This window comes from Rugosimonospora acidiphila (assembly GCF_039543385.1).
Classification (GTDB): Bacteria; Actinomycetota; Actinomycetes; order Mycobacteriales; family Micromonosporaceae; genus Rugosimonospora; species Rugosimonospora acidiphila.
Genome location: NZ_BAABJQ010000009.1, coordinates 1 through 18,917, shown reverse-complemented (window position 1 = coordinate 18,917; position 18,917 = coordinate 1). Strand labels below are relative to the sequence as shown.

The 18,917-nt window shown below is 71.7% G+C and carries 15 protein-coding genes; 8 read left to right on the top strand and 7 right to left on the bottom strand.

What is annotated here, in order from left to right; all coding sequences use genetic code 11:
• Positions 1 to 132: 132 nt before the first annotated feature.
• Positions 133 to 2,784, bottom strand: a complete 2,652-nt coding sequence (locus tag ABEA87_RS17150) for a M14 family zinc carboxypeptidase (RefSeq protein WP_345630704.1) — start codon at positions 2,782 to 2,784, stop codon at positions 133 to 135.
• Positions 2,785 to 3,357: 573 nt separating this feature from the next.
• Positions 3,358 to 3,672: an MmyB family transcriptional regulator gene (locus tag ABEA87_RS17145; RefSeq protein ID WP_345630702.1), complete on the bottom strand. Its 315-nt coding sequence runs from the start codon at positions 3,670 to 3,672 to the stop codon at positions 3,358 to 3,360.
• A 96-nt stretch (positions 3,673 to 3,768) separates the two neighbouring features.
• Here ABEA87_RS17145 and ABEA87_RS17140 point away from each other — a divergent pair, with 96 nt between their 5' ends.
• From ABEA87_RS17140 to ABEA87_RS17130, 3 genes are read left to right on the top strand one after another with little or no spacing between them, the layout of a single operon-like run.
• Entirely contained in the window at positions 3,769 to 4,293 is a 525-nt protein-coding gene (locus ABEA87_RS17140; protein ID WP_345630700.1) for a PadR family transcriptional regulator, read from the top strand.
• A complete protein-coding gene (locus tag ABEA87_RS17135) occupies positions 4,290 to 5,054 on the top strand; it encodes an ABC transporter ATP-binding protein (protein WP_345630698.1) in 765 nt (254 codons plus the stop codon). The genes ABEA87_RS17140 and ABEA87_RS17135 overlap by 4 nt, the downstream gene beginning before the upstream one ends.
• A gap of 1 nt (position 5,055) precedes the next feature.
• Entirely contained in the window at positions 5,056 to 6,831 is a 1,776-nt protein-coding gene (locus tag ABEA87_RS17130) for an ABC transporter permease (protein WP_345630696.1), read from the top strand.
• A gap of 6 nt (positions 6,832 to 6,837) precedes the next feature.
• On the opposite strand, the gene ABEA87_RS17125 is transcribed toward ABEA87_RS17130, so the two are convergent.
• Positions 6,838 to 7,866, bottom strand: a complete 1,029-nt coding sequence (locus tag ABEA87_RS17125; protein WP_345630695.1) for an SDR family oxidoreductase — start codon at positions 7,864 to 7,866, stop codon at positions 6,838 to 6,840.
• 85 nt (positions 7,867 to 7,951) lie between these two features.
• On the opposite strand from ABEA87_RS17125, the gene ABEA87_RS17120 reads away from it, so the two are divergent.
• The 4 genes from ABEA87_RS17120 to kdpA all read left to right on the top strand — a co-directional run bounded on the left by ABEA87_RS17120 (position 7,952) and on the right by kdpA (position 13,249).
• The gene (locus ABEA87_RS17120) at positions 7,952 to 8,590 is read left to right on the top strand and encodes a TetR/AcrR family transcriptional regulator (RefSeq protein WP_345630693.1); all 639 of its coding nucleotides are present in this window, start codon (positions 7,952 to 7,954) and stop codon (positions 8,588 to 8,590) included.
• A 98-nt stretch (positions 8,591 to 8,688) separates the two neighbouring features.
• A complete protein-coding gene (locus tag ABEA87_RS17115) occupies positions 8,689 to 9,903 on the top strand; it encodes an ROK family protein (protein WP_345630692.1) in 1,215 nt (404 codons plus the stop codon).
• 561 nt (positions 9,904 to 10,464) lie between these two features.
• Positions 10,465 to 11,298, top strand: coding sequence for an SDR family NAD(P)-dependent oxidoreductase (locus ABEA87_RS17110; RefSeq protein WP_345630690.1), 834 nt, complete (start codon positions 10,465 to 10,467; stop codon positions 11,296 to 11,298).
• A 295-nt stretch (positions 11,299 to 11,593) separates the two neighbouring features.
• A complete protein-coding gene (gene kdpA / locus ABEA87_RS17105; protein ID WP_345630689.1) occupies positions 11,594 to 13,249 on the top strand; it encodes a potassium-transporting ATPase subunit KdpA in 1,656 nt (551 codons plus the stop codon).
• 61 nt (positions 13,250 to 13,310) lie between these two features.
• Here the strand turns inward: kdpA and ABEA87_RS17100 are convergent, their stop codons facing one another.
• The 4 genes from ABEA87_RS17100 to ABEA87_RS17085 all read right to left on the bottom strand — a co-directional run bounded on the left by ABEA87_RS17100 (position 13,311) and on the right by ABEA87_RS17085 (position 17,561).
• Entirely contained in the window at positions 13,311 to 13,640 is a 330-nt protein-coding gene (locus ABEA87_RS17100; RefSeq protein ID WP_345630688.1) for a YbaB/EbfC family nucleoid-associated protein, read from the bottom strand.
• A gap of 45 nt (positions 13,641 to 13,685) precedes the next feature.
• Entirely contained in the window at positions 13,686 to 14,555 is an 870-nt protein-coding gene (locus ABEA87_RS17095; RefSeq protein ID WP_345630687.1) for an SDR family NAD(P)-dependent oxidoreductase, read from the bottom strand.
• A 352-nt stretch (positions 14,556 to 14,907) separates the two neighbouring features.
• On the bottom strand, positions 14,908 to 16,449 hold the full coding sequence (locus tag ABEA87_RS17090; RefSeq protein WP_345630685.1) for a Na+/H+ antiporter: 1,542 nt from the start codon (positions 16,447 to 16,449) through the stop codon (positions 14,908 to 14,910).
• Between the two features lie 176 nt (positions 16,450 to 16,625).
• Positions 16,626 to 17,561 (bottom strand): AraC family transcriptional regulator, encoded by a 936-nt coding sequence (locus ABEA87_RS17085; RefSeq protein WP_345630683.1) that lies wholly within the window; start codon positions 17,559 to 17,561, stop codon positions 16,626 to 16,628.
• A gap of 129 nt (positions 17,562 to 17,690) precedes the next feature.
• On the opposite strand from ABEA87_RS17085, the gene ABEA87_RS17080 reads away from it, so the two are divergent.
• Positions 17,691 to 18,773 carry an aldo/keto reductase gene (locus tag ABEA87_RS17080; protein WP_345630681.1) on the top strand — a complete coding sequence of 361 codons (1,083 nt, stop codon included), beginning with the start codon at positions 17,691 to 17,693 and terminating at the stop codon, positions 18,771 to 18,773.
• Positions 18,774 to 18,917 lie beyond the last annotated feature (144 nt).

The window sequence follows — 18,917 nt, the reverse complement described above, 5'->3', positions numbered from 1 at the left end:
CCGGTGCCTCCTGTTCGGGTTGAAACGCCACCACCCGCGGCGGCGACCGGTCTGGGTCGCGGCGCGGCGCTAGACGCGCCGAGCCAGACCGGTCGGAGGCTTGCGCGCCCCGCCGCGGGTGGTCGGTTTGTCTTACTGGCCGAGACGCTGGAACTGGGCCGCGGTGAGCTTGGCCGACGGCCCGTAGTACATGGCGTTGAAGATCATCTTCTCTTCGCCGCGGTTCCAGGTACGGAACCCGATCTCACTGCCGAACGTGACGACGTACCCCTTGCCGACCGTCCACGACAGACCGTTGACCGCGCCGTTGAGGTACTGCCCGCCGATCAGCCACCCGCTCTGCAACTGGTCGCCGCTGTCCGGGTACTTGGCCACCACCTCGACCGGGTAGGTCGTGGTGGAGGTCAGCTGGTACGCGCGGTCCTCGTTGAACCACACCGGGTGGTTCGGGTCCATGCCCCAGGCGACCGGGTTGTTGGGGTCAAGCTCCTGGCTCAGCAGCGAACCGGGGCAGTAGAACTTGGTCGAGTCGTTGGGCAGGATGGAGCTGATGGGCAGGGAGAACAGCGACTGTGCCGTGGTGCTGCCGCTGCCGTAGGCCACCAGCGTGCCGCCGTTGGTGACGAAGTCGTGCAGCGCGGTCCAGCCGGCGTCGCCCACCCCGAAGGCCCAGCTCCAGTCGTCCGCCGGGTAGTTGTTCGCGTTCAGCCCGTTGGTGATGGAGTTCTTGCTCACGCCCTGCGGCATGACGATGGCGTCGAACTTGCCGGAGAGGTTCTTGTAGTCCTTCGCCTCGACGATGGAGTACTTCACGCCGTACTGGTCGAAGATGTACATCAGCCAGCCCGAGGGCAGGTTGTCCGGCGGCTTGAGCAGACCGATCTTCGTGCCCGCCTTGAGCTGGACGCCGGACACGGCCGGCACCGCCCCGATCGCCGACACCGGAATGCCGGTGTTCTTCGACTGGTTCTGCAGCACCTGCCGCGCCGCGGCGGTCGGCGGGAGGACGAACGTGCCGGCCGGGAAGGTACGCCCGCCGTCGGTGAACTGCTCCGCCGCGCGGAACGTGGGGATGCCCTGCTTCTGCAGCTTGGAGACGATCTGGTACACGCCGTAGGACTCCGGTCCCACCGCGTACGCGCCGCCGGACGCCGGCGCGTCCGGCATGGTGACCGGCTCCGCCTTGACGGTGGACACCGCCTTGGTGCTGACCGAGAACGAGCTGGGGATCGCGTCGGCCTGGAAGCCCAGCAGCATCGGCAGGGTCTGCGCGGTGACGTCGTACGGCGTCTGCGGCGGCCCGCCCGGGTACTGCAGCAGCAGGGGGTAGTCCTGCACCTCGAGCAGCGTCTTGGCGAACCCGCCGTAGGGCTGGTCGAGGTAGATGATGTACGAGCCGGCCGGGTACTGCTTGCCGCCCGCGCTGAACGCCGCCTGCGCCTGCTTGATCTCGACCGCGCCGAGGTTGAAGATCTCCAGCGTGTCGCGCACGGCCTGCGGGTCGCGCTGGCCGGCCGGGATGACGTAGGCGTACGGGCTGGTACGGGTGACCGCCTTGGTGCCGATGCGGTAGAAGTTGTAGAGCCAGTTGTAGGTGTCGTGGGCGACGGTCTCGAGGCCCGAGTAGAACGCCACCGAGACGTAGTCCACGATCTGGCGCAGCGTCCAGGTCTTCTGGTCGTACGGCTCGATGAAGTTGATGTCGGTGGTCTGCTGACCGATCGGGTTGTTGCTCACCAGCGGGTACGCCAGGTTGGAGCAGCTGGCCGCCTCGGTGAGGATGCGCACCGCGCCGTGGTAGACGCAGTACTGCCGCGAGGGGGTCCAGTAGTCGTACTCCGCGCCCCAACCGACGCCCTTCATGCCGGCGGCGGTCATGCCGCGCTGCATCGCCAGACCCACCACGTCGGTCTGCTGCACCGTGATCGGGTCGATGTTGATGTCGTACGGCGACAGGTACGGCGGCGTGAACATGCGCGGCGCGGAGGAGCCGGCCTGGTGCGAGTCCTGGAACACCTGCGGGTGGTACTTGTTCTGGATCTGCACGTTCATGTGGCTCTCGACCTGCGTGAGCATGAACCAGTCACGGTTGTCGTCGTGGCCGCAGTAGTGGTGGTACAGGTCCGGGTAGGTGCGCGAGTAGTTCGTGCCGGCGGTGGACACGAAGTAGTCGTTGACGAGCACCAGCCCGTCCGGGTTCTGGCACGGCACCATCAGGATGACGAGGTTGTCCAGCAGCGAGCTCATGTAGTCCGACTGCTCGGTGGCCAGCCGGTAGACCCACTCGATGGTGGCCTGCGAGTTGCCGACCTCGGTCGAGTGGATACCCGCCTGCACGTAGTAGAACGCCACGCCGGTCTGGGCCAGCGTCTGGGCGTCGGTCGGGGACAGTCCGCGCGGGTCGGCCAGCTTGCTGTTGGCCGCGATCAGGTTGTCGAGGTTCGCCAGGTTCTTCGGCGAGCTGATGGTCAGCAGCACATACGGGTTGCCCAGCGTGGTCTTGCCAACCTCTTCGTAGACGAAGCGGTTGCTCTTCGAGGCGACCAGTTGGAAGTAGGGGACCATCTTGTCCCAGGTCGCGAGGTGGCCGTCGGATCCGATCTGGAAGCCGAAGTACTGCTCCGGGGTCGGGATGGCGCCGGCCTTGGCGGCGGCCTGCGCGGCCGCGCCGGTCTTCGCGGTGGTCGCCGGGGCCGCGGCGGCGCCATCTGGGTCGACGACCGTGGCCACGCCCGCCGCGGCACCGGCCGCAGCGGTAGTCTTGAGGAGCGTCCTGCGGGACAAGCCTGATCTGTCGCTGTTGGACATCTGCCGACATCGCCTCCCACGGCCGTTCTGGACGGCCGTCATCTGCCGCGGAGCGGCCTGCGGGCCTCCGCGGTGCGTCGCGTGTTTGGACAGCACGACATGGCGGCGCGGCGCTGCGGCCGCGTCGTTTCTGCCGTTGGGGTACTGCTGTGCGCGCCTTACTGGGCGCGGTGACTCGTCGCCTTCACCGGGTTGGGCAGCTCGCCGCGCGGTGGCGAGCGAGCATCACAGGGGGAGCAGGTTGCATCGATCAAGGTAGAAACCCCGTCTCGGGAGCCTTGCCTCACAAGGGTTTACCAGGTTGACGAGGCTCGATGCAACAATCTAATTTAGATTTAATGTTAAAAACCTGTTGCTGTTCGTAGAGGTCAGGGGCGTCGACCGCGACGCCCCGCACGCTCACCAGGGGCGGAGCGAATCGGTAGGGGCGAATGTCGAACGGGTGGGGTACTCCGGTCGGACAAGTGTCGAACCGTGGCGGTGCGGGCTGGGCGGCTGGCGGAGCGATCAGCTCGGGGCGCCGCGCTCACAGCTCGCGCGGACTCGCGTTCACAGCTCGCGCAGCCGTGCGGCCTCGGAACTGCCGGCGGGGGCGGTGAAGGCGGCCAGCAACTGCCCCACGCCCTCGTGCCGCAGGATCTGGCACTGCAGGTCGACCGTGCCGATGCGGGGATGCAGCAGGGTCTTCGTGCCGGACCGGCAGATCGCCACCCGCTGTTCCTGCCGCAACTGCTCGAACTCGCGGCTGCGGGCGCGCAGCGTCTCGACCAGCCGGCCGGCCTGCCCGCCGTTGTCCTGCACGGCCCTGGCGCGCAGCTCGGCGAGCTGGTCGGCCGCGAGCGCGCTGGTCGCCCGCGGTAGCACCCGGGCGTAGCGGCGCAGTCTTATCCCTTCCGTCGATTTGACACTCCTATAGCTAGCCGTTATCTATAGTCGGGTCGACGTGAGGGGTGTGCCGGGGTGCAGGACGTGGTGCTGGCCATGCTGGCGAAGGAGCCGGCGCACGGGTACGAACTGCGCGGCCGGGTGCGTGGCGCGCTCGGCCCGCTCGGCGACGCGATGAACGCCGGCCAGATCTACGTGACGCTGACCCGGCTGGCCAAGGCCGGCCTGGTGACCTCGGAGCGGGCCGATGGCCTGCCGGACCGGCCCGACCGGAGGGTCTACGCGCTGACCCCGGCGGGCCAGCAGCGGGTCGCCGCCTGGCTGACCGAGGTGGGCTGGCCGAAGCCGGATCTCACGGAGTTCCATCTCAAGCTGGTGGCCGCCGCGGCCGCCCGGCTGGCCGATCCCGTGGCCCTGGTCGACGCGCAGCGGCGGGAGGTGCTGCGCCGGCTGCGCGACGCCCAGCGGGCCGCGATGGACCGGTCGGTCGACCCGGTCGCCGGATTGTTGCTGGAGGGTGTCGTCCTGCGGCTGCGGGCCGACCTGGAGTGGTTGGAGGCCTGCGAACGCATGTGGACCGAGCGGAAGGCCGGGGCGTGACCGGATCGACGATACTGGCGGCGCGGGCGCTGACCATGCGGTACGGCCGGGACGGCGCGTTGGTCCGCGCGGTCGACGAGATCGACCTGGAGGTACCCGCCGGGCAGACGGTCGCGGTCATGGGACCCAGCGGCTGCGGCAAGTCCACCCTGCTGCACCTGCTCGGCGGGCTGCAACGCCCGACCGGCGGCGAGATCTGGCTGGCCGACCACCGGATCGACGCCATGAGCGAACGCGCGCTGGCCCGGCTGCGGCGCGATCACATCGGGTTCGTCTTCCAGTCGTTCCACCTCATGGACGAGCTGACCGCGGTGGAGAACGTCGAGCTGGCCGCGCTGCTGGCCGGACAGTCACCGCGCCGGGCCCGCAGGCGCGCCCTGCACCTGCTCGACCGGGTCGGGGTCGCCGATCGGGCCGGGCACCTGCCCTCGGCGCTGTCCGGCGGCCAGCGCCAGCGGGTCGCCATCGCCCGCGCGCTGAGCAACGAACCGCTGATCCTGCTGGCCGACGAGCCCACCGGCAACCTGGACAGCGCCGCCACCGTGGAGGTGCTGCGGCTGTTCGAGGAGTTGCGCGCCGCGGGGCAGACCCTCGTGGTGGTCACCCACGACGCCCGCATCGCGGCGGTCGCCGACCGGATGATCTCCATGCGCGACGGGGCGTTCGCCGACGACAGCCGGCTCGTAGGTTCCGCCGGCGGCACCGGCTACGCCACCGGCACCGTCTACGGCAGCGGCACGGTCTACGGCGGGGGGCGCTGAGGTGGCCGGTCGACTGCTGCTGGTGTGCCGGCTGCTGGTGCGGGACCTGCGCCGCCGGCCGACCGAGATCATACTGCTGCTGCTGGCCATCAGCGCCGCGACCGGCACGCTGACCCTCGGGCTGGCCCTGTCCGGGGTCGCCGACCGGCCGTACCAGCAGACCCGGGCCACCACCGCGGGCCCGGACGTGGTGGCGGAACCGGTGGGGGGCGGCCCGGAGTCCCTGGCCACACTCACTCCGCTGGCCACCGAGGCCGGCGTCACCGCCCACAGTGGACCGTTCCCGCTCGCCTTCCTGAGGCTGACCTCTCGCGGCAGGACGGTGAACGCGGTGGTGGAGGGCCGCGACCAGGCTCCGGCGGCGCTCGACCAGCCGGCGGTGACCAGTGGCACCTGGGTACGCCCCGGCGGCGTGGTCGTCGAACGCACCTTCGCCGAAGCCCTCGGCGTGCGCCTCGGCGACCCGGTCAGCATCGGCGGCCACGCGCTGCGCGTGGTCGGCACCGCGGTCACCGCCGCCCGGCCCGCCTACCCGCGCGTCGACTGGCACGAGCCGGGCAGCATCCTGAGCGACTCCGGCGGCCTGGTCTGGGTCGACCGTGGCCAGATCGGCGCGGTGGCCGGCACCCAGCCGCTGTCGTACACGCTGAACCTGAGGTTCGCCGACCCGCGGGCGAGCACCACGTTCCGCCACCAGATCAGGGACGGCATCGCGATGACGAGCTGGACGGCGATCGCCGAGACGGACGGCGAGGTGGTCGCCAAGGCGCGCAAGGCCATGCTGGTCGGTAGCTGGCTGCTCACCGCCCTCGCGGTGGCCAGCGTCGCCGGCATCGTCGCGGCCCGGGTCATCGGCCAGCGCCGGCGGCTGGGGCTGCTCAAGGCGGTCGGTGCCGGGCCGGCCATGGTCGCCGTGGTGCACCTCGTCGAGTACCTCGTGATCGGCTTGGCCGCCGCCGGCATCGGCCTGGCCGTCGGCTGGTTCGCCGCACCCGCACTGACCAGCCCCGGCGCCGGGCTCGTCGGCTCGGTCGGCGCCCATCCGCCCGCGCTGACCACCGTGCTCGTCGCGACGGCCCTCGCCCTCGTGATCGCCGTCGCGGCGGCCCTGGGGCCCGTGATCCGGGCCGCGACGACCGACACCGTCCACGCGCTGGCCGACGCCGCCGCGCCACCCCGGCGCCGCCGGTGGCGCGTCTGGCTGTCCCGCCGGCTGCCCACCGCCCTGATGATCGGGGTACGCATCAACGCCCGCCGGCCCCGCCGCGCCCGGCTCGCCATGGTGAACACGCTGATCACCACCACCACGCTCGCCGCCGTGCTCATGCTCGAGGCGCAGGACAAGCAGGTCGACCTCGGCGGTGCGCAGCTCTCCGATCCGGAAAACACGCGCACCTTTCAGGCCGCGTTCATCGTCGCCGGTGTGCTGTGCGTGCTCGCGCTCATCAACGCCGTCGTGAACACCTGGACCGCGGTCCTCGACGCCCGGCAGCCGCTGGCCGTCGCCCGCACGCTCGGCGCGACGCCCGGACAGGCCGCCATGGGCCTGGCGCTGGCGCAGCTGCTCCCCGCGCTGCCCGGCGTCGTCGTCGGCATCCCGGCCGGCATCGAACTCTACGAGAGCATCAGCCCGCCGAACATCCTGCATCCGCCCGGGTTCTGGTTCCTCGCCCTGGGGTTGGGCATCCTGCTCGCGATCAGCACGCTCACCACCGTCCCGGCGATGCTCGCCGCGCGGCGCCCGGTGGCGGACACCCTCCGGTCGGTGGCGGCCTGACGGCGCTCACGCCGGGCGGCCGGCCGCCAGCGGTGCGGCATCGAGGCTCTCGGCACAGTCGACCACCGTCTCGGCGGCCGGGCGCGGCGAGAAGCCGAGCACTCGCCGGGCCTTCGCCGAACTGAACGCCAGCTCGCGACCGAGCAGCGGGGTGAGCGTACGCAGCGCGGGAACAAACCGGGCGAGCGCCCGCACCGCGACATCGGGTACGCCGCGGGTCGGCACCCTGGCCGCCCGGTCGCCGAGCCGGGACCGCAGCGTCTCGGCGATCTCGGACAGCCAGCGGAACTCGCCCGCGCCGATGAAGCGCTCGCCCGCGGCGGCCGGCGAGGTCATCGCGCGGAGGTGCAGGTCGGCGAGGTCCCGCACGTCGACGATGGCGAACCCGAAGCGGGGCACCACCGGCGGCCGCCCGGCCAGCAGCCGCGCGATGACGTCGACCGAACTCGCGTTGCCGGGCGAGAGCAGCGGCCCGAACACCGCGACCGGCAGGACGGTGGACAGCGTCGTACCGCCGTTATAGGCGTCCATGAAGTCCCAGGCGGCCCGCTCGGCGAGCACCTTGGAGCGCCGGTACGCGGTGAGGTTGGGGTCGTCGGGGTCCGTCCACACGGTCTCGTCGCTGACCCCGCTGGCCAGCCTCGGCGTCGCCGCCGCGGTCGAGGAGGTCATCACCACGCGCCGGACGCCGGCACGGGTGGCGGCGCGGAGCACCCGCAGCGTCCCGTCGCGTGCCGGGCCGGTCAGCGCGTCCGGCCCGCCGTGGCCGTCGGCGCCCAGCGGGGAGGCGACGTGCAGCACGTAGTCGCAGCCGGCCATGGCCGCGTCCCACCCGTCGTCGCCGGTCAGGTCCGCGGTGGCGAAGGTCAACCGGTCGCCGCCGCCGGTCGCCCGGCGAACCGCCTCCCGTTTCGCCGGATCGCGGACGGTCGTGCGCACCGCGTACCCGCGCTCCAGCAACTCGACGACGCACCAGCCGGCGACAAACCCGGTCCCGCCGGTGACCAGCACGGTTTCGGTCACGTTCCGCCTCATCTCAGGGTGGTATACGGCTGTAGACTAGCCGTTCCCGAACGGGATTGTCTACGGCTGTATACTTAGCGGGCGAGCAGGAGGAACGATGACGGACCCGGGCATGCCCGCGGCGCGGCGGCGGGACGCCTCGGCCACCCGGGCGGCCATCCTCGCGTCGGCCCGGCGGGCCTTCGCGCGGGCCGGCTACGACGGCGCCGGGGTGCGCGAGATCGCGGCCGGCGCCGGGGTGACCGCGATGATGGTCAACCGGTACTTCGGATCGAAGGAGCGGCTGTTCGCCGAGGCGATCGCCTCCTACATGGCCGAGCCGGAGATCCTGACCCGGACGAATCTCGAATCCCCGGACTTCGCGGCGCGGATCGCCGGCATTCTCGTGGACATCACGAAGGCGGGCGCGACGCCGCTCGACGGCTTCCTGATCATGCTGCACTCGTCGTCGAGCGAGCGGGCCGCCGAGATCGGGCGCGAACAGATCGAGCGGCACTACCACCGAACGCTGACCGAAACGCTGGGCGGAGACCTCGCGGGCGAGCGGGCCGGAATACTGCTGGCTATGGTGGCCGGCGTGCAGGTCATGCGCCAGATGATCGGGCTGTCCGCGCTGGCGCACGCCGACCCGGACGATCTGGCGGCCATCCTCGAACCCCTGTTCCGGCAGCTGCTCGCGCCCGGTGCGGCGACGGATCCGCCGGTGCCGCCGGGCCGCGATCCCGACACGCGGTAGCTCGGGCCCGGGCGCGTGACGTAGCTTTACATCGACACGCTTCCAGCTAACGACACGCCTCCAGCTGACAAGATCTGCCAACCACCAGGGTCTACGTGATGCGGGACAGCCGGACGATACTCAAGGCCGAGTCGCCCCACCGGCACAATCTCGGCAGTCTGCTGCGCCACGTGCACCTGACCGGCCCGATCTCCCGCGCGGCGCTGGCCGACCGGATGGGCCTCAACCGCAGCACCATCATGGCGCTCACCTCGGAGCTGGCCTCGGCCGGCCTGGTCAGCGAGGCGCTGCCGACCGACACCGGACACCCGGGCCGGCCGTCACTGGTGGTCCGGCCGCGGTCCGACCGGGTGTACGTCCTCGCCTTCGACGTCGCCGTGGACCGGCTGGTGGCCGCCCGGGTCGGGCTGGGCGGCGTGGTGCTCGACCGCGGCGAGGCGGTCCGGCCGCGGGCCGGCGTGGACCTCGACAGCGTGGTGGCCGCACTCGCCGGGCTGGGACGCCGGGTGCACGTCACGGCGCCGCCCGGCTCGGTGTGCGTCGGGGTCGGCGCGTCGTACTGCGGGATGATCCGGCGCGCCGACGGGATGGTGCGGTTCGGGCCGGACATGGGCTGGGTGGACCAGGCGTTCGGCATCGAACTCGGCCGCGAACTGGGCCTCGGCCGGCCGGTCTCGGTGGGCAACGAGGCCCACCTGGGCGCCCTGGCCGAGCACGAGCGCGGGGCGGGCGTCGGGGTGCAGAACCTGATCTATCTGCATGGGGACGTGGGCGTGGGCGGCGGCATCATCGTCGGCGGCAAGCTGCTGGACGGGGACGCCGGGTACGGCTGCGAACTGGGGCACATGCTGGTCAACCCGTACGACGGGCGGCCCTGCGGCTGCGGGTCGCGCGGCTGCCTGGAGGCGGAGGCCGGCGAGCGGGCGCTGCTCGACGCGGCCCACTGTTCGCCCTCCTCGATCGGGCGCGCCGCGATCCGCGGCGTGGTGGACGCGGCCGATCGCGGCGACCCGGTCGCCCGTGCGGCGCTGGGCCGCATCGGCGACTGGCTCGGCATCGGGGTGGCGAATCTGATCAACCTGTTCAACCCGGGCCTGGTGGTCTTCGGCGGCATGCTGCGCGAGGTGTACCCCGGCGCGGCGGCCCAGATCCGCCAGCGCATCGGGGCGAACGTGCTGGCGGTCTCCCGGGAGCGGGTGCGGCTGGCGGTCTCGGCGCTCGGCGACGACACCACGCTGATCGGCGCGGCCGAACTCGCCTTCGCCGATCTGCTGGAGCGCCCCCTGGAGGTGCTGGCCGGACTGCCGGCGTGACCCGCGCCCACCGGCGCAGCTCGGTGTCCGGCGCCGTGGTTCGCGCCTGGCGGGGTGGTTCGGGCCTGGCGGCGTGGTTCGGGCCTGGCGGGGTGGTTCGGGCCCGGCGGGCGTCGAGAGTTCGTCAATAATCGCGGCGGCGCCTGGACATTCCCGATCCCGGTCCGTGTAATGGATTACCGTGACCAGGGTTGCTCGTGAGCCGCGGGAACGTGCCGCGCTCCGCCTCGCGCCGGTGGTCACGCACCCCGGCCAGCGTCACGAAGACGAACCGCCGGGACCGGCCGCCGCCGCCTGAGCGCGACCGTCGCGAGCGATGGCTCGCCCGACCCCGTCGACGGGTGGCCGCCCAGACCGTGACGCCTCATTCCTCGGCGTCATTCCTCGGCGGCCGCGGATTCAGCGAATAACGCGGCTCGACGCGCCGGCCCGGACGGGCCTGGGGCGCCGGGCCACGATCCGCGCGGCGTCCCGATCCGGCCGTACCGGCCGATGTCCCCGCACCCGACCCGGGTGCGCCCTGCCTCCGCCGTGGCGGAGCATTGCCCGCTGGAAGAAGCGATGCCTGAACCTGTGTCTCCCACCATCCTCATCACCGGTGCCACCAGCGGCATCGGGTACGCGACCGCCAGGAACCTGGCCTGCGACGGCGCGACGGTCATCGTGCACGGCCCGACCATCGCCGATGCCGAGCGGGCCGCCCGCGATCTGATCGCCGCCGGCGCCGACCCCGGGCGGGTCCAGCCGGTGGCGGCCGACTTCCGCCAGCTCGCCGACGTGGCGGCGATGGCCCGCGACGTGTCCACCGGGTTCGACCACCTCGACGTGCTGGTCAACAACGCCGCGATCGCCGGGCCGGGCAGCCGCACCGTGACCGCCGAAGGCAACGAGCTGACCTTTCAGGTCAACTACCTCGCACCGTACCTGCTGACCCGGCTGCTGGCCGGGCGGCTGCGCGCGGCCGGGGGCCGGGTGGTGGCGGTCTCGTCGATCCTGCACCGCACCGCCAACATCAACTGGTCGGACCCGCAGCGCCGGCGGCATTACACCCCGCTGGCCGCCTACGCCCAGTCCAAGCTCGCGCTGACCATGTTCGCCCGGGCCCTGGCCCTCACCCAGGACGGCGTGACGGCCGTGAGCGTGCATCCCGGCATCGTGCGATCCGGCCTGCTGCCGGTCTACAGCCGGGTCGGCGCCCCGGTCGACGAGGCCGCGGCCGTGCTGGCGCGGCTGGCCTCGCCCGGCGTCGAGCTGGCCAACGGCGAGTACTACGAGGGGTCCGTGCCGGCCACGCCGGCCGCCCTGGTGAACAACGACTCCGCCGTGGTCCGGCTGTGGAAACTCACCTACCAACTACTAGGCCAGGATCGGTTTCTGGCATCGAGGGCGGCGTAACGACGATGTCCAAGTCTTCCCGGAAGAAGAACGCTCGGCGCAAGAAGAAGGCCAATCACGGCAAGCGACCGGGCACGGGGCACTGACCCGGTGGGGCCGGTGGGAGTCTTCCCACCGGCCCCGCCGTTTTAGCGACCGCATCGCGCGAGCGCCATAAAAAGCGCGCCCGTCCGCCGTTGTTTTTCTGTCACAGACCCTGTCGGCCGACCCGCCCGACCGCTTCACTGTGGGTCTCGGTTCCGGTGAGTCCTCTCGGGTCCGATCGAACCATCCGCAACGGTAGGAGTGAAACGACATGGGCGTCGCTGCGTGGCTGCAGATCGCCGCGGTGCTGGCCTTCGTGGGTGTGCTCCACGTGCCGCTGGGCGACTACATGGCCAGGGTCTACACCGGAGCGCGGCACTGGCGCGTCGAACGGCTCGTGTACCGGGTCTGCGGCATCGACCCGGACTCCGAACAGCGCTGGGGTGCCTACCTGCGGTCGGTGCTGGCGTTCTCGTTGGCCGGGGTGCTGGTGCTGTACGCGATCCTGCGGCTGCAGGGCCGGCTGCCGCTGGGCCTGGGGCACCCGGGCATGCCGGCGGCGCTGGCCTTCAACACCGCCGTCAGCTTCACCACCAATACCAGCTGGCAGAACTATGCCGGCGAGTCGACGCTGGGGCACCTGGCGCTGGCCACCGGCCTGGGCACCGAGGCGTTCGCCAGCTCGGCCGTCGGGCTCGCGGTCGGCGTGGCGCTCATTCGGGGCCTGGCGCGCCACCGCGCCGATCGGCTCGGGAACTTCTGGGTCGACCTCGTCCGCGGCAGCCTGCGGATCCTGCTGCCGATGGCCGCGGTGTCGGCCGTCGTGCTGATCGCCCTCGGGGTGGTGCAGGACCTCGGATCCTGGCAGGCGCACACCACGCTCGCCGGTGCGCGGCAGTCGATCCTCGGTGGCCCGATCGCCTCGTGGGAACCCATCAAGCTGATGTCGGGCGACGGCGGCGGGGCGTTCAACGCCAGCAGCGCGCACCCGTTCGAGAATCCCACCGCGCTGACGAACCTCTTCGAGATCGTGCTCATGCTGCTGATCCCCGCGGCGTTCATCCGTACCTTCGGTCGGATGGTGGGCGACCGCCGGCAGGGCTGGGCGCTGCTGGCCGTCGCCGGGGTGCTGTTCGTCGCGTCGGTCGCCGGCACCACCACCGCGGAGGTGCTGCACCACAACACGGTCCCGACCGCGGTGGGCGCCGCCACCGAGGGCACCGAGACCCGGATCGGGGTACCCGGCAGCGCGTTGTTCGGCGCCTCCGCCACCAGCAGCGCGGACGGCGCCGGCAACTCCAGCTACGACAGCTTCACCAGCATCGGCGGCGGGCTGCTGCTGGCCACGATGATGCTGGGCGAGGTGAGTCCGGGCGGCACCGGCAGTGGGCTGTACGCGCTGATCGTGCTGGCGTTGCTGGCGGTGTTCCTGGGCGGGCTCATGATCGGCCGGACCCCGGAGTACCTCCGCAAGCGCATCCAGGCACGCGAGATCAAGCTGGTGTCCCTGTACATCCTGACCGCGCCGGCCCTGATCCTCATCGGTACCGCGCTGTCGATCGCGCTGCCCACCGGGCGGGCCAGCATCGGCAACCCGGGCGCGCACGGCCTGACGGAGACCGCCTACGCCCTGACCAGCAGCGCGAACAGCAATGGCAGCGCGTTCGCCGGGTTCACCGGCAACACCCCGTACTACAACGTGGTCCTGGCGGTGGCGATGCTGCTGGGCCGCTACCTGCCGATCGTGTTCGTGCTCGGACTGGCCGGCAGCCTGGCCCGGCAGCGACGGGGCGTGGTCACCTCGGGAACCCTGCCCTCGCACAAGCCGCTGTTCATCGGCCTCCTGACCGTGTGCGTGCTCATCTTCTCGGCGCTGGACTTCGTGCTCGTGCTGGCGTTGGGTCCGGTGGCCGAAGGGCTGCACTAGAACCGGGTACGAACACCGCGGGCCAGGCCGGTCGGCCTGGCCCGCGGTGCGTGGCGAAACGTCAGTTCGGGTCGGAGAAGCGGGGTGGCAGCCCCGATCGCCGTGCCCAGGCGGCGTTGACCGCCGCCGTACACGCCTTCGCCAGTTCCGCCGCGGTGAGGTCATACATCGCGTGTGGGTTGATGGTCAGTCCATCGAGCCGACCGTCGGCGCCGATGGTGGCGGTGACGTATCCGTGCGGGTCGCTGGTGGTGGTCCGGCTCTCGGCCGGCCGCCGCGCCGCCTGCTCGTCGCGCGTCGCCTCGAACGCGCGGCGCGCGGAGGCGGTACCGGTGCGTTGCCCGACCCAACGGGTCGCCGACTCGTTCTCGGGTAGTGGTGCGGGTGTCATGAGGAGAGTGCCTTTCTGCGAGTGGCTGCCGCTTGCGCGGGCCGCTCAGGAGATGGAATGGGCGTAGCTGGAAGGGGCCGTGCCGCCCAGGCCGGTCAGTTGGGCGGACAGCCGCCAGAGCCGGTCGACGCAGGCGTGGTCGTACACCAGGGCGGCCGGCGTGGCCAGCATCCTGCCCTCGTAGTACGCGCCGTTGACGACCTCGTTGCCCGCGTCGCACAGGTACAGCACCGGATCGGCGCCGTCGCAGACCGGTGCGCCGTACCTGCCGTAGATGCTGCGCATGGTGCCGGTGGCGATGACGCCGGGGTGCACGCTGACCGTGTCGATGGCACCCGCGGGGTGCGGGTCGCGGCTGGCCAGCGCCCGGCTGAGCATGGTCAGCGCCAGCTTCGACTGGGCGTACGCCGCGACGGACGCGTAGCGCGCCGTCTTGTCCAGGTCGTTCCAGGTCAGGTACCCGTTGCGATGCAGGGCGGAGGAGACGTTGACCACGCGGCCGTGCGGGGCCTGGCTCAGCTGCGGCCACAGCAGCCGGGTCAGCAGGTAGTGGGCGAGGTAGTTGACCTGGAAGGTCAGCTCGTACCCGTCGTCGGTCAGCCGCCGGTGCGTGCCGCCGACCGTGGCCGCGTTGTTGACCAGCAGGTCGACGTGCCGGTGCGTGGCGCGGATCCGCTGCGCCATGGCCCGCACCTCGGCGAAGCGGCCGAAGTCGGCGACGACCGGTTGCAGTGCCAGTGCATCGGCGCCGTCGTTCACCAGGTGCGCGACGGCCTGATGGGCCTCCGCGCGGGTACGGGCGTGCACGATCACGGTGTTTCCGGAGGTGGCCAGGGTATGTGCGATCTGGTACCCGATGCCGTGACTGGCGCCGGTGACGACGGCGACCCGGTCGGAGCGTGCTCTGGTGTGCATATTCGGTCCACAAAGGAGGGTGCCACGCGGTGGCGCATGCCGTCGGGCGACGCGACCACCGTCGAGGGGCAAGGGTCGATGAGCGGGGGACTGGGCGCTGGCGCGGCCGAGGCCGCACGGTGCCCGGGCGGCCGGCCCGCGACGGGGCCGGTGCGAGTCAGACCCGATCGGGAGGCAGCAGGAAACGACCGCCCCGGCAGAGTCGACATTCGCCGCCGAGGTCGGGGGCGAATGACGCCCGCGCACCTGTCATGCGTCCAGTCAACGGGGTCGGCCACCGGGACACAAGCCCTGAAGTTCAATAACTATAAGGATTTTATGCCGCACCCGTGATGGATTGCGGAGACCGGCGTCAATCCCCGAGGCTCGTCTCCTCCAGGTCGAGGCGGCGCTGCAGCCGCCGCCAGGTCTGCGCGCCGATCGTCCCGTCCTCGTACAGCCGGGTCAGTTCGGCCGCCTCGACGGCGATCAGGTCGCGGCGCAGCTGCCGCAGCGCCGGCTGTCCGGGCGTGTCGGTCCCGTGCTCCAGCGCCTCCAGCCGGGACTGCTGGATCTGGCGCAGCTGGGCCACCGCGACGGCCGGTGCGGCCTCCTGATCCTCCACCTGGTCGAGGTAGGTCAGCGCGGCACGGGACATGGCCGTCCGGGCGGTCGTCTCCTCGCCGCGGGTGTGGTGGGCGGGCATGGCGATGCCGGAGCGGCGCACCAGCGGGCCCAGGGTGAATCCCTGCACCACCAGGGTGGCCACGATGACCGCGGTGGTCAGCAGCAGGACATGGTCGCGGCCGGCCAGCGGGGCGCCGTGCCCGGTCGTCAGCGGGATGGACAGGGCGGCGGCCAGCGGCAGCACGCCCCGCGCCCCGGCCCAGGACACCACGGCCGGCACCCGCCAGGAGGCCGGCGCGCCGCGTCGGGCCCCGATGGCCAGCGACAGCGGGAACACCCACAGCGCCCGGATGGCCAGCAGGGTGGCGGCGATCGCCGCCGCCTGGAGCAGCCAGGTCCAGGTGCGCCCGTTCCCCGCCCGGATCAGGGTCGGCAGTTGCAGCCCGATGAGGCCGAACACCACGCTCTCGAGTACGAACACCACCGTGTCGTACACCGCGTGCAGTTGCAGCCGGATCTGCGCGTTGGTCAGCCGGGTGGCCTGGCCGGCCAGGATCACACTGGCCACCACGACGGCCGTGACGCCCGAGACGTGCAGCGCCTCCGCGATGACGTACCCGGCGTACGGGGTGATCAGCGCTACCACCGTCTCCAGCACGGGATCCTCGGTGCGCCGGCGGATCAGCCCGACCCCGCCGGCCACCAGCGCCCCGATCAGTACGCCGCCGCCGGCCAGCAGCGCGAACTGACCCACGCCCCGCGCCACTGACACCGAGCCACCGGCCACCGCGGCGGCGATCGCCACCCGGAACAGCACCAGGCTGGTCGCGTCGTTGAACAGGCTCTCGGCCTGGATCAGGGCGTTGAGCCGGGCCGGCAGCGACAGCCGCCGGCCCAGCGCGCTGACCGCGACCGGGTCGGTGCTGGCCAGCACCGCGCCCAGCACGAACGCCATCGACGCCGGCAGGCCCGCGAGGGCGGTGGCCACCAGGCCGACCGCGGCGGCGGAGGCGAGCACCAGGCCCACTACGAGGATGGTGACCGGCCGCCACACCGGCCGCAGTTCGCGCCAGGACAGGTCCTGACCGGCGGCGTACAGCAGCGGCGGTAGCACCACCAGGCTGACCGTGGTGGGGGCGAGCTGGACCGCCGGTACGCCGGGCAGGAAGGCGACCAGCAGCCCGGCGACCACCAGCAGCGAGGGTGCCGGCACCCGGAGCCGCCGGGCGGACGCCGCGACCGCCGTGGCCAGCACGACCAGCAGCAGGATGACCTCGACTCCGCGCACCGGGACCCTTTCCACGCACTAGACCCGTCGAGATCCGTCTATCAAGAGGGATCCGTGCCGACCAGACTTCCCGGCGCGCCGCTGACACTTTAGCCGCTGGCCTGCGGTTTCGACGAGTTCTTGACGGTCTCTGCGATGGCGCGGGACGGGTGGCGGGCAGGACGCGATCTGGCGCGTCAGACCATGCTCGGGTCCCTGGCCGGCAGGGACTGGAGTCGGGTCGCGTCCTGGCGCGGCGGCGCGCCGAACAGGCGACGGTACTCCCGGCTGAACTGGCTCGGGCTGTCGTACCCGACGGACCTGCCCACCGCCGCCACGTCGCTGGCGTCGATGACCAGGCGGGTGCGGGCCTCCTGAAGCCTGATCTGCTTGAGGAACTGCAGTGGACTCATCGCGGTGACCGCCCGGAAGTGCCGGTGGAACGAGGTGACACTCATGCTGGCGACCCTCGCCAGGTCCTCGATGCGCAGCGGCTGCGCGTAGCCGGACCGGATGTGACGGATCGCCCGGGCGATCTGGGAGAGGCGGCTGTCGGCCAGGCCGATCTGGCGGATGGTGGCGCCCTGGTCACCGGTGATCAGGCGCCAGAGAATCTCCCGTTCGATGGAGGCCGCCAGCACCGGAATGTCCTCCGGGCGGTCGAGCAGGCGCAGCAGCCGGACGCTCGACTCCAGCAGGTCGCCGCCGGCGTCGCTGACCGCGATCCCGGCGGTGCTGTCGGCGGCGCCGGTGGTGGTGGCGGTGCCGGTGCCGGCACCGGGCCCCAGCAGCAGGGCCGCGATCGAGGCGGGGTTCAGGGTCAGGCCCATGCCGAGAAACGGCTGGCCCGGTCCGGCGCGCAGGACGTGGCCGGTCACCGGCAGGTCGAGCGAGATCACCGCGTACTGCCCGGGGCCGTAGTCGAAGACCCGGTCGGAGAGGATCGTGCGCTTCACGCCCTGGGCGACGATCGCGAACGACGGCTGGGACACCGCGGACAGCGGCTCGGTGGGCGCCGGCGACGCCATGATCATCAGCCCGGGCAGGCGGGTCCGCCGATAGCGGCCCTCGGCGTGCCGGGCGATGAGCGACCGCAGCTCCGCCAGGGCGGGATGTTCGTCGAGCTGATCCATAGCGGTACCAATTCTGCCTGCGTTGGAAGGATCGTGCAAGAGCTTGGAACTTCTCGCCTACCGCGCCGCCGCCCCGGCGGATGTACTGGAAGAGCGCGAAAACTCTCAGGAAAGAAAGGCATGTGGAGCATGTCTCTGGATTCGTATGTCAGTCTCGGCCGGTCCGGCCTGCGGGTCAGCCCGTTGACCTTGGGTACCATGACGTTCGGCGAGGACCACGGCTGGGGGGCTTCGGTCGAGGAGTCCGAGGCGATGATCGCCGAGTACCTCGACCGGGGCGGCAACGTCATCGACACCGCGAACATCTACACCAATGGCCACTCCGAAAAGATCATTGGCGACTGGTTCGCGGCACGGCCCGGGCTGCGGGACCGGGTGATCATCGGTACCAAGTTCTTCGCCAACCTCTTCCCGGGTGACCCCAACGGCGGCGGCGCCGGGCGCAAGTCGCTCGTGGCCGCCCTGGAAAACTCGCTGCGACGGCTGCGGACGGACTACGTCGACGTCTACTGGCTGCACAACTGGGACCGGACGGCACCGATCGAGGAGACCATGCGGGCCCTCGACGACCTGGTCACGGCCGGAAAGATCCGTTACGTCGGGGTCTCCGACCTGCCGGCCTGGAAGGTCGCCGAGGCGCAGCTGCTGGCGCGGTTCCGCGGCTGGGCGCCGGTGATCGGGCTGCAGGCCGAGTACTCCCTCCTGGAGCGCACCAGCGAGGGCGAGCTGATCCCGATGGCTCGGGAGCACGGCATCGGTGTCCTGCCGTGGAGTCCGCTCAAGAGCGGCCTGCTGTCCGGGAAGTACTCGCGCTCGCGGGCGGGCGCGGTGGACACCCGGCGCGCCGAGCTGGTCGGCGGGCCGACCGAGCGCGACTACGACGTCATCGACGTGCTGGAGCGGGTCGCCCGGGAGGTCGAGGCCACCCCCGCGGCGGTCGCGCTGGCCTGGGTACGGCAGCGGCCGGGGGTCACCTCGACGCTGATCGGCGCGCGCCGGCTGGACCAGTTCCGGGCCAACCTCGCCTCGCTCGATGTGCGCCTGGCCGAGGAGCAGATCGCGGCGCTTGACGAGGTGTCGGCGCCGGCCCTCAACTTCCCCGCGGAGAACAACCGGATGCTGGCCCCGTCGCTCGGCTTCGCCGGTGCCACCGTCGACGGGGTGCGCACCTCGGTGCTGCCCCTGCTGACCGCCAGCGACCAGCGGTACTGACCGCCGCCCGGGCGCGGGATCCGCGCTCGGATACGGGATCGCGCTCAGGCGCGGGATCGCGCTCAGGCGCGGGATCGCGCTTGGATGTGGCGGTGCGGGTCGGACGAGTCCGGCCGGCGCCGCCGTCTCGGCTCACCGGCCGAT

Coding starts and splice junctions, on each gene's coding strand:
- ABEA87_RS17125 (WP_345630695.1), bottom strand. CDS start 7,866: ATGAGGCGGAACGTGACCGAAACCGTGCTGGTCACCGGCGGGACCGGG.
- ABEA87_RS17120 (WP_345630693.1), top strand. CDS start 7,952: ATGACGGACCCGGGCATGCCCGCGGCGCGGCGGCGGGACGCCTCGGCC.
- ABEA87_RS17115 (WP_345630692.1), top strand. CDS start 8,689: ATGCGGGACAGCCGGACGATACTCAAGGCCGAGTCGCCCCACCGGCAC.
- ABEA87_RS17110 (WP_345630690.1), top strand. CDS start 10,465: ATGCCTGAACCTGTGTCTCCCACCATCCTCATCACCGGTGCCACCAGC.
- kdpA (WP_345630689.1), top strand. CDS start 11,594: ATGGGCGTCGCTGCGTGGCTGCAGATCGCCGCGGTGCTGGCCTTCGTG.
- ABEA87_RS17100 (WP_345630688.1), bottom strand. CDS start 13,640: ATGACACCCGCACCACTACCCGAGAACGAGTCGGCGACCCGTTGGGTC.
- ABEA87_RS17095 (WP_345630687.1), bottom strand. CDS start 14,555: ATGCACACCAGAGCACGCTCCGACCGGGTCGCCGTCGTCACCGGCGCC.
- ABEA87_RS17085 (WP_345630683.1), bottom strand. CDS start 17,561: ATGGATCAGCTCGACGAACATCCCGCCCTGGCGGAGCTGCGGTCGCTC.
- ABEA87_RS17080 (WP_345630681.1), top strand. CDS start 17,691: ATGTCTCTGGATTCGTATGTCAGTCTCGGCCGGTCCGGCCTGCGGGTC.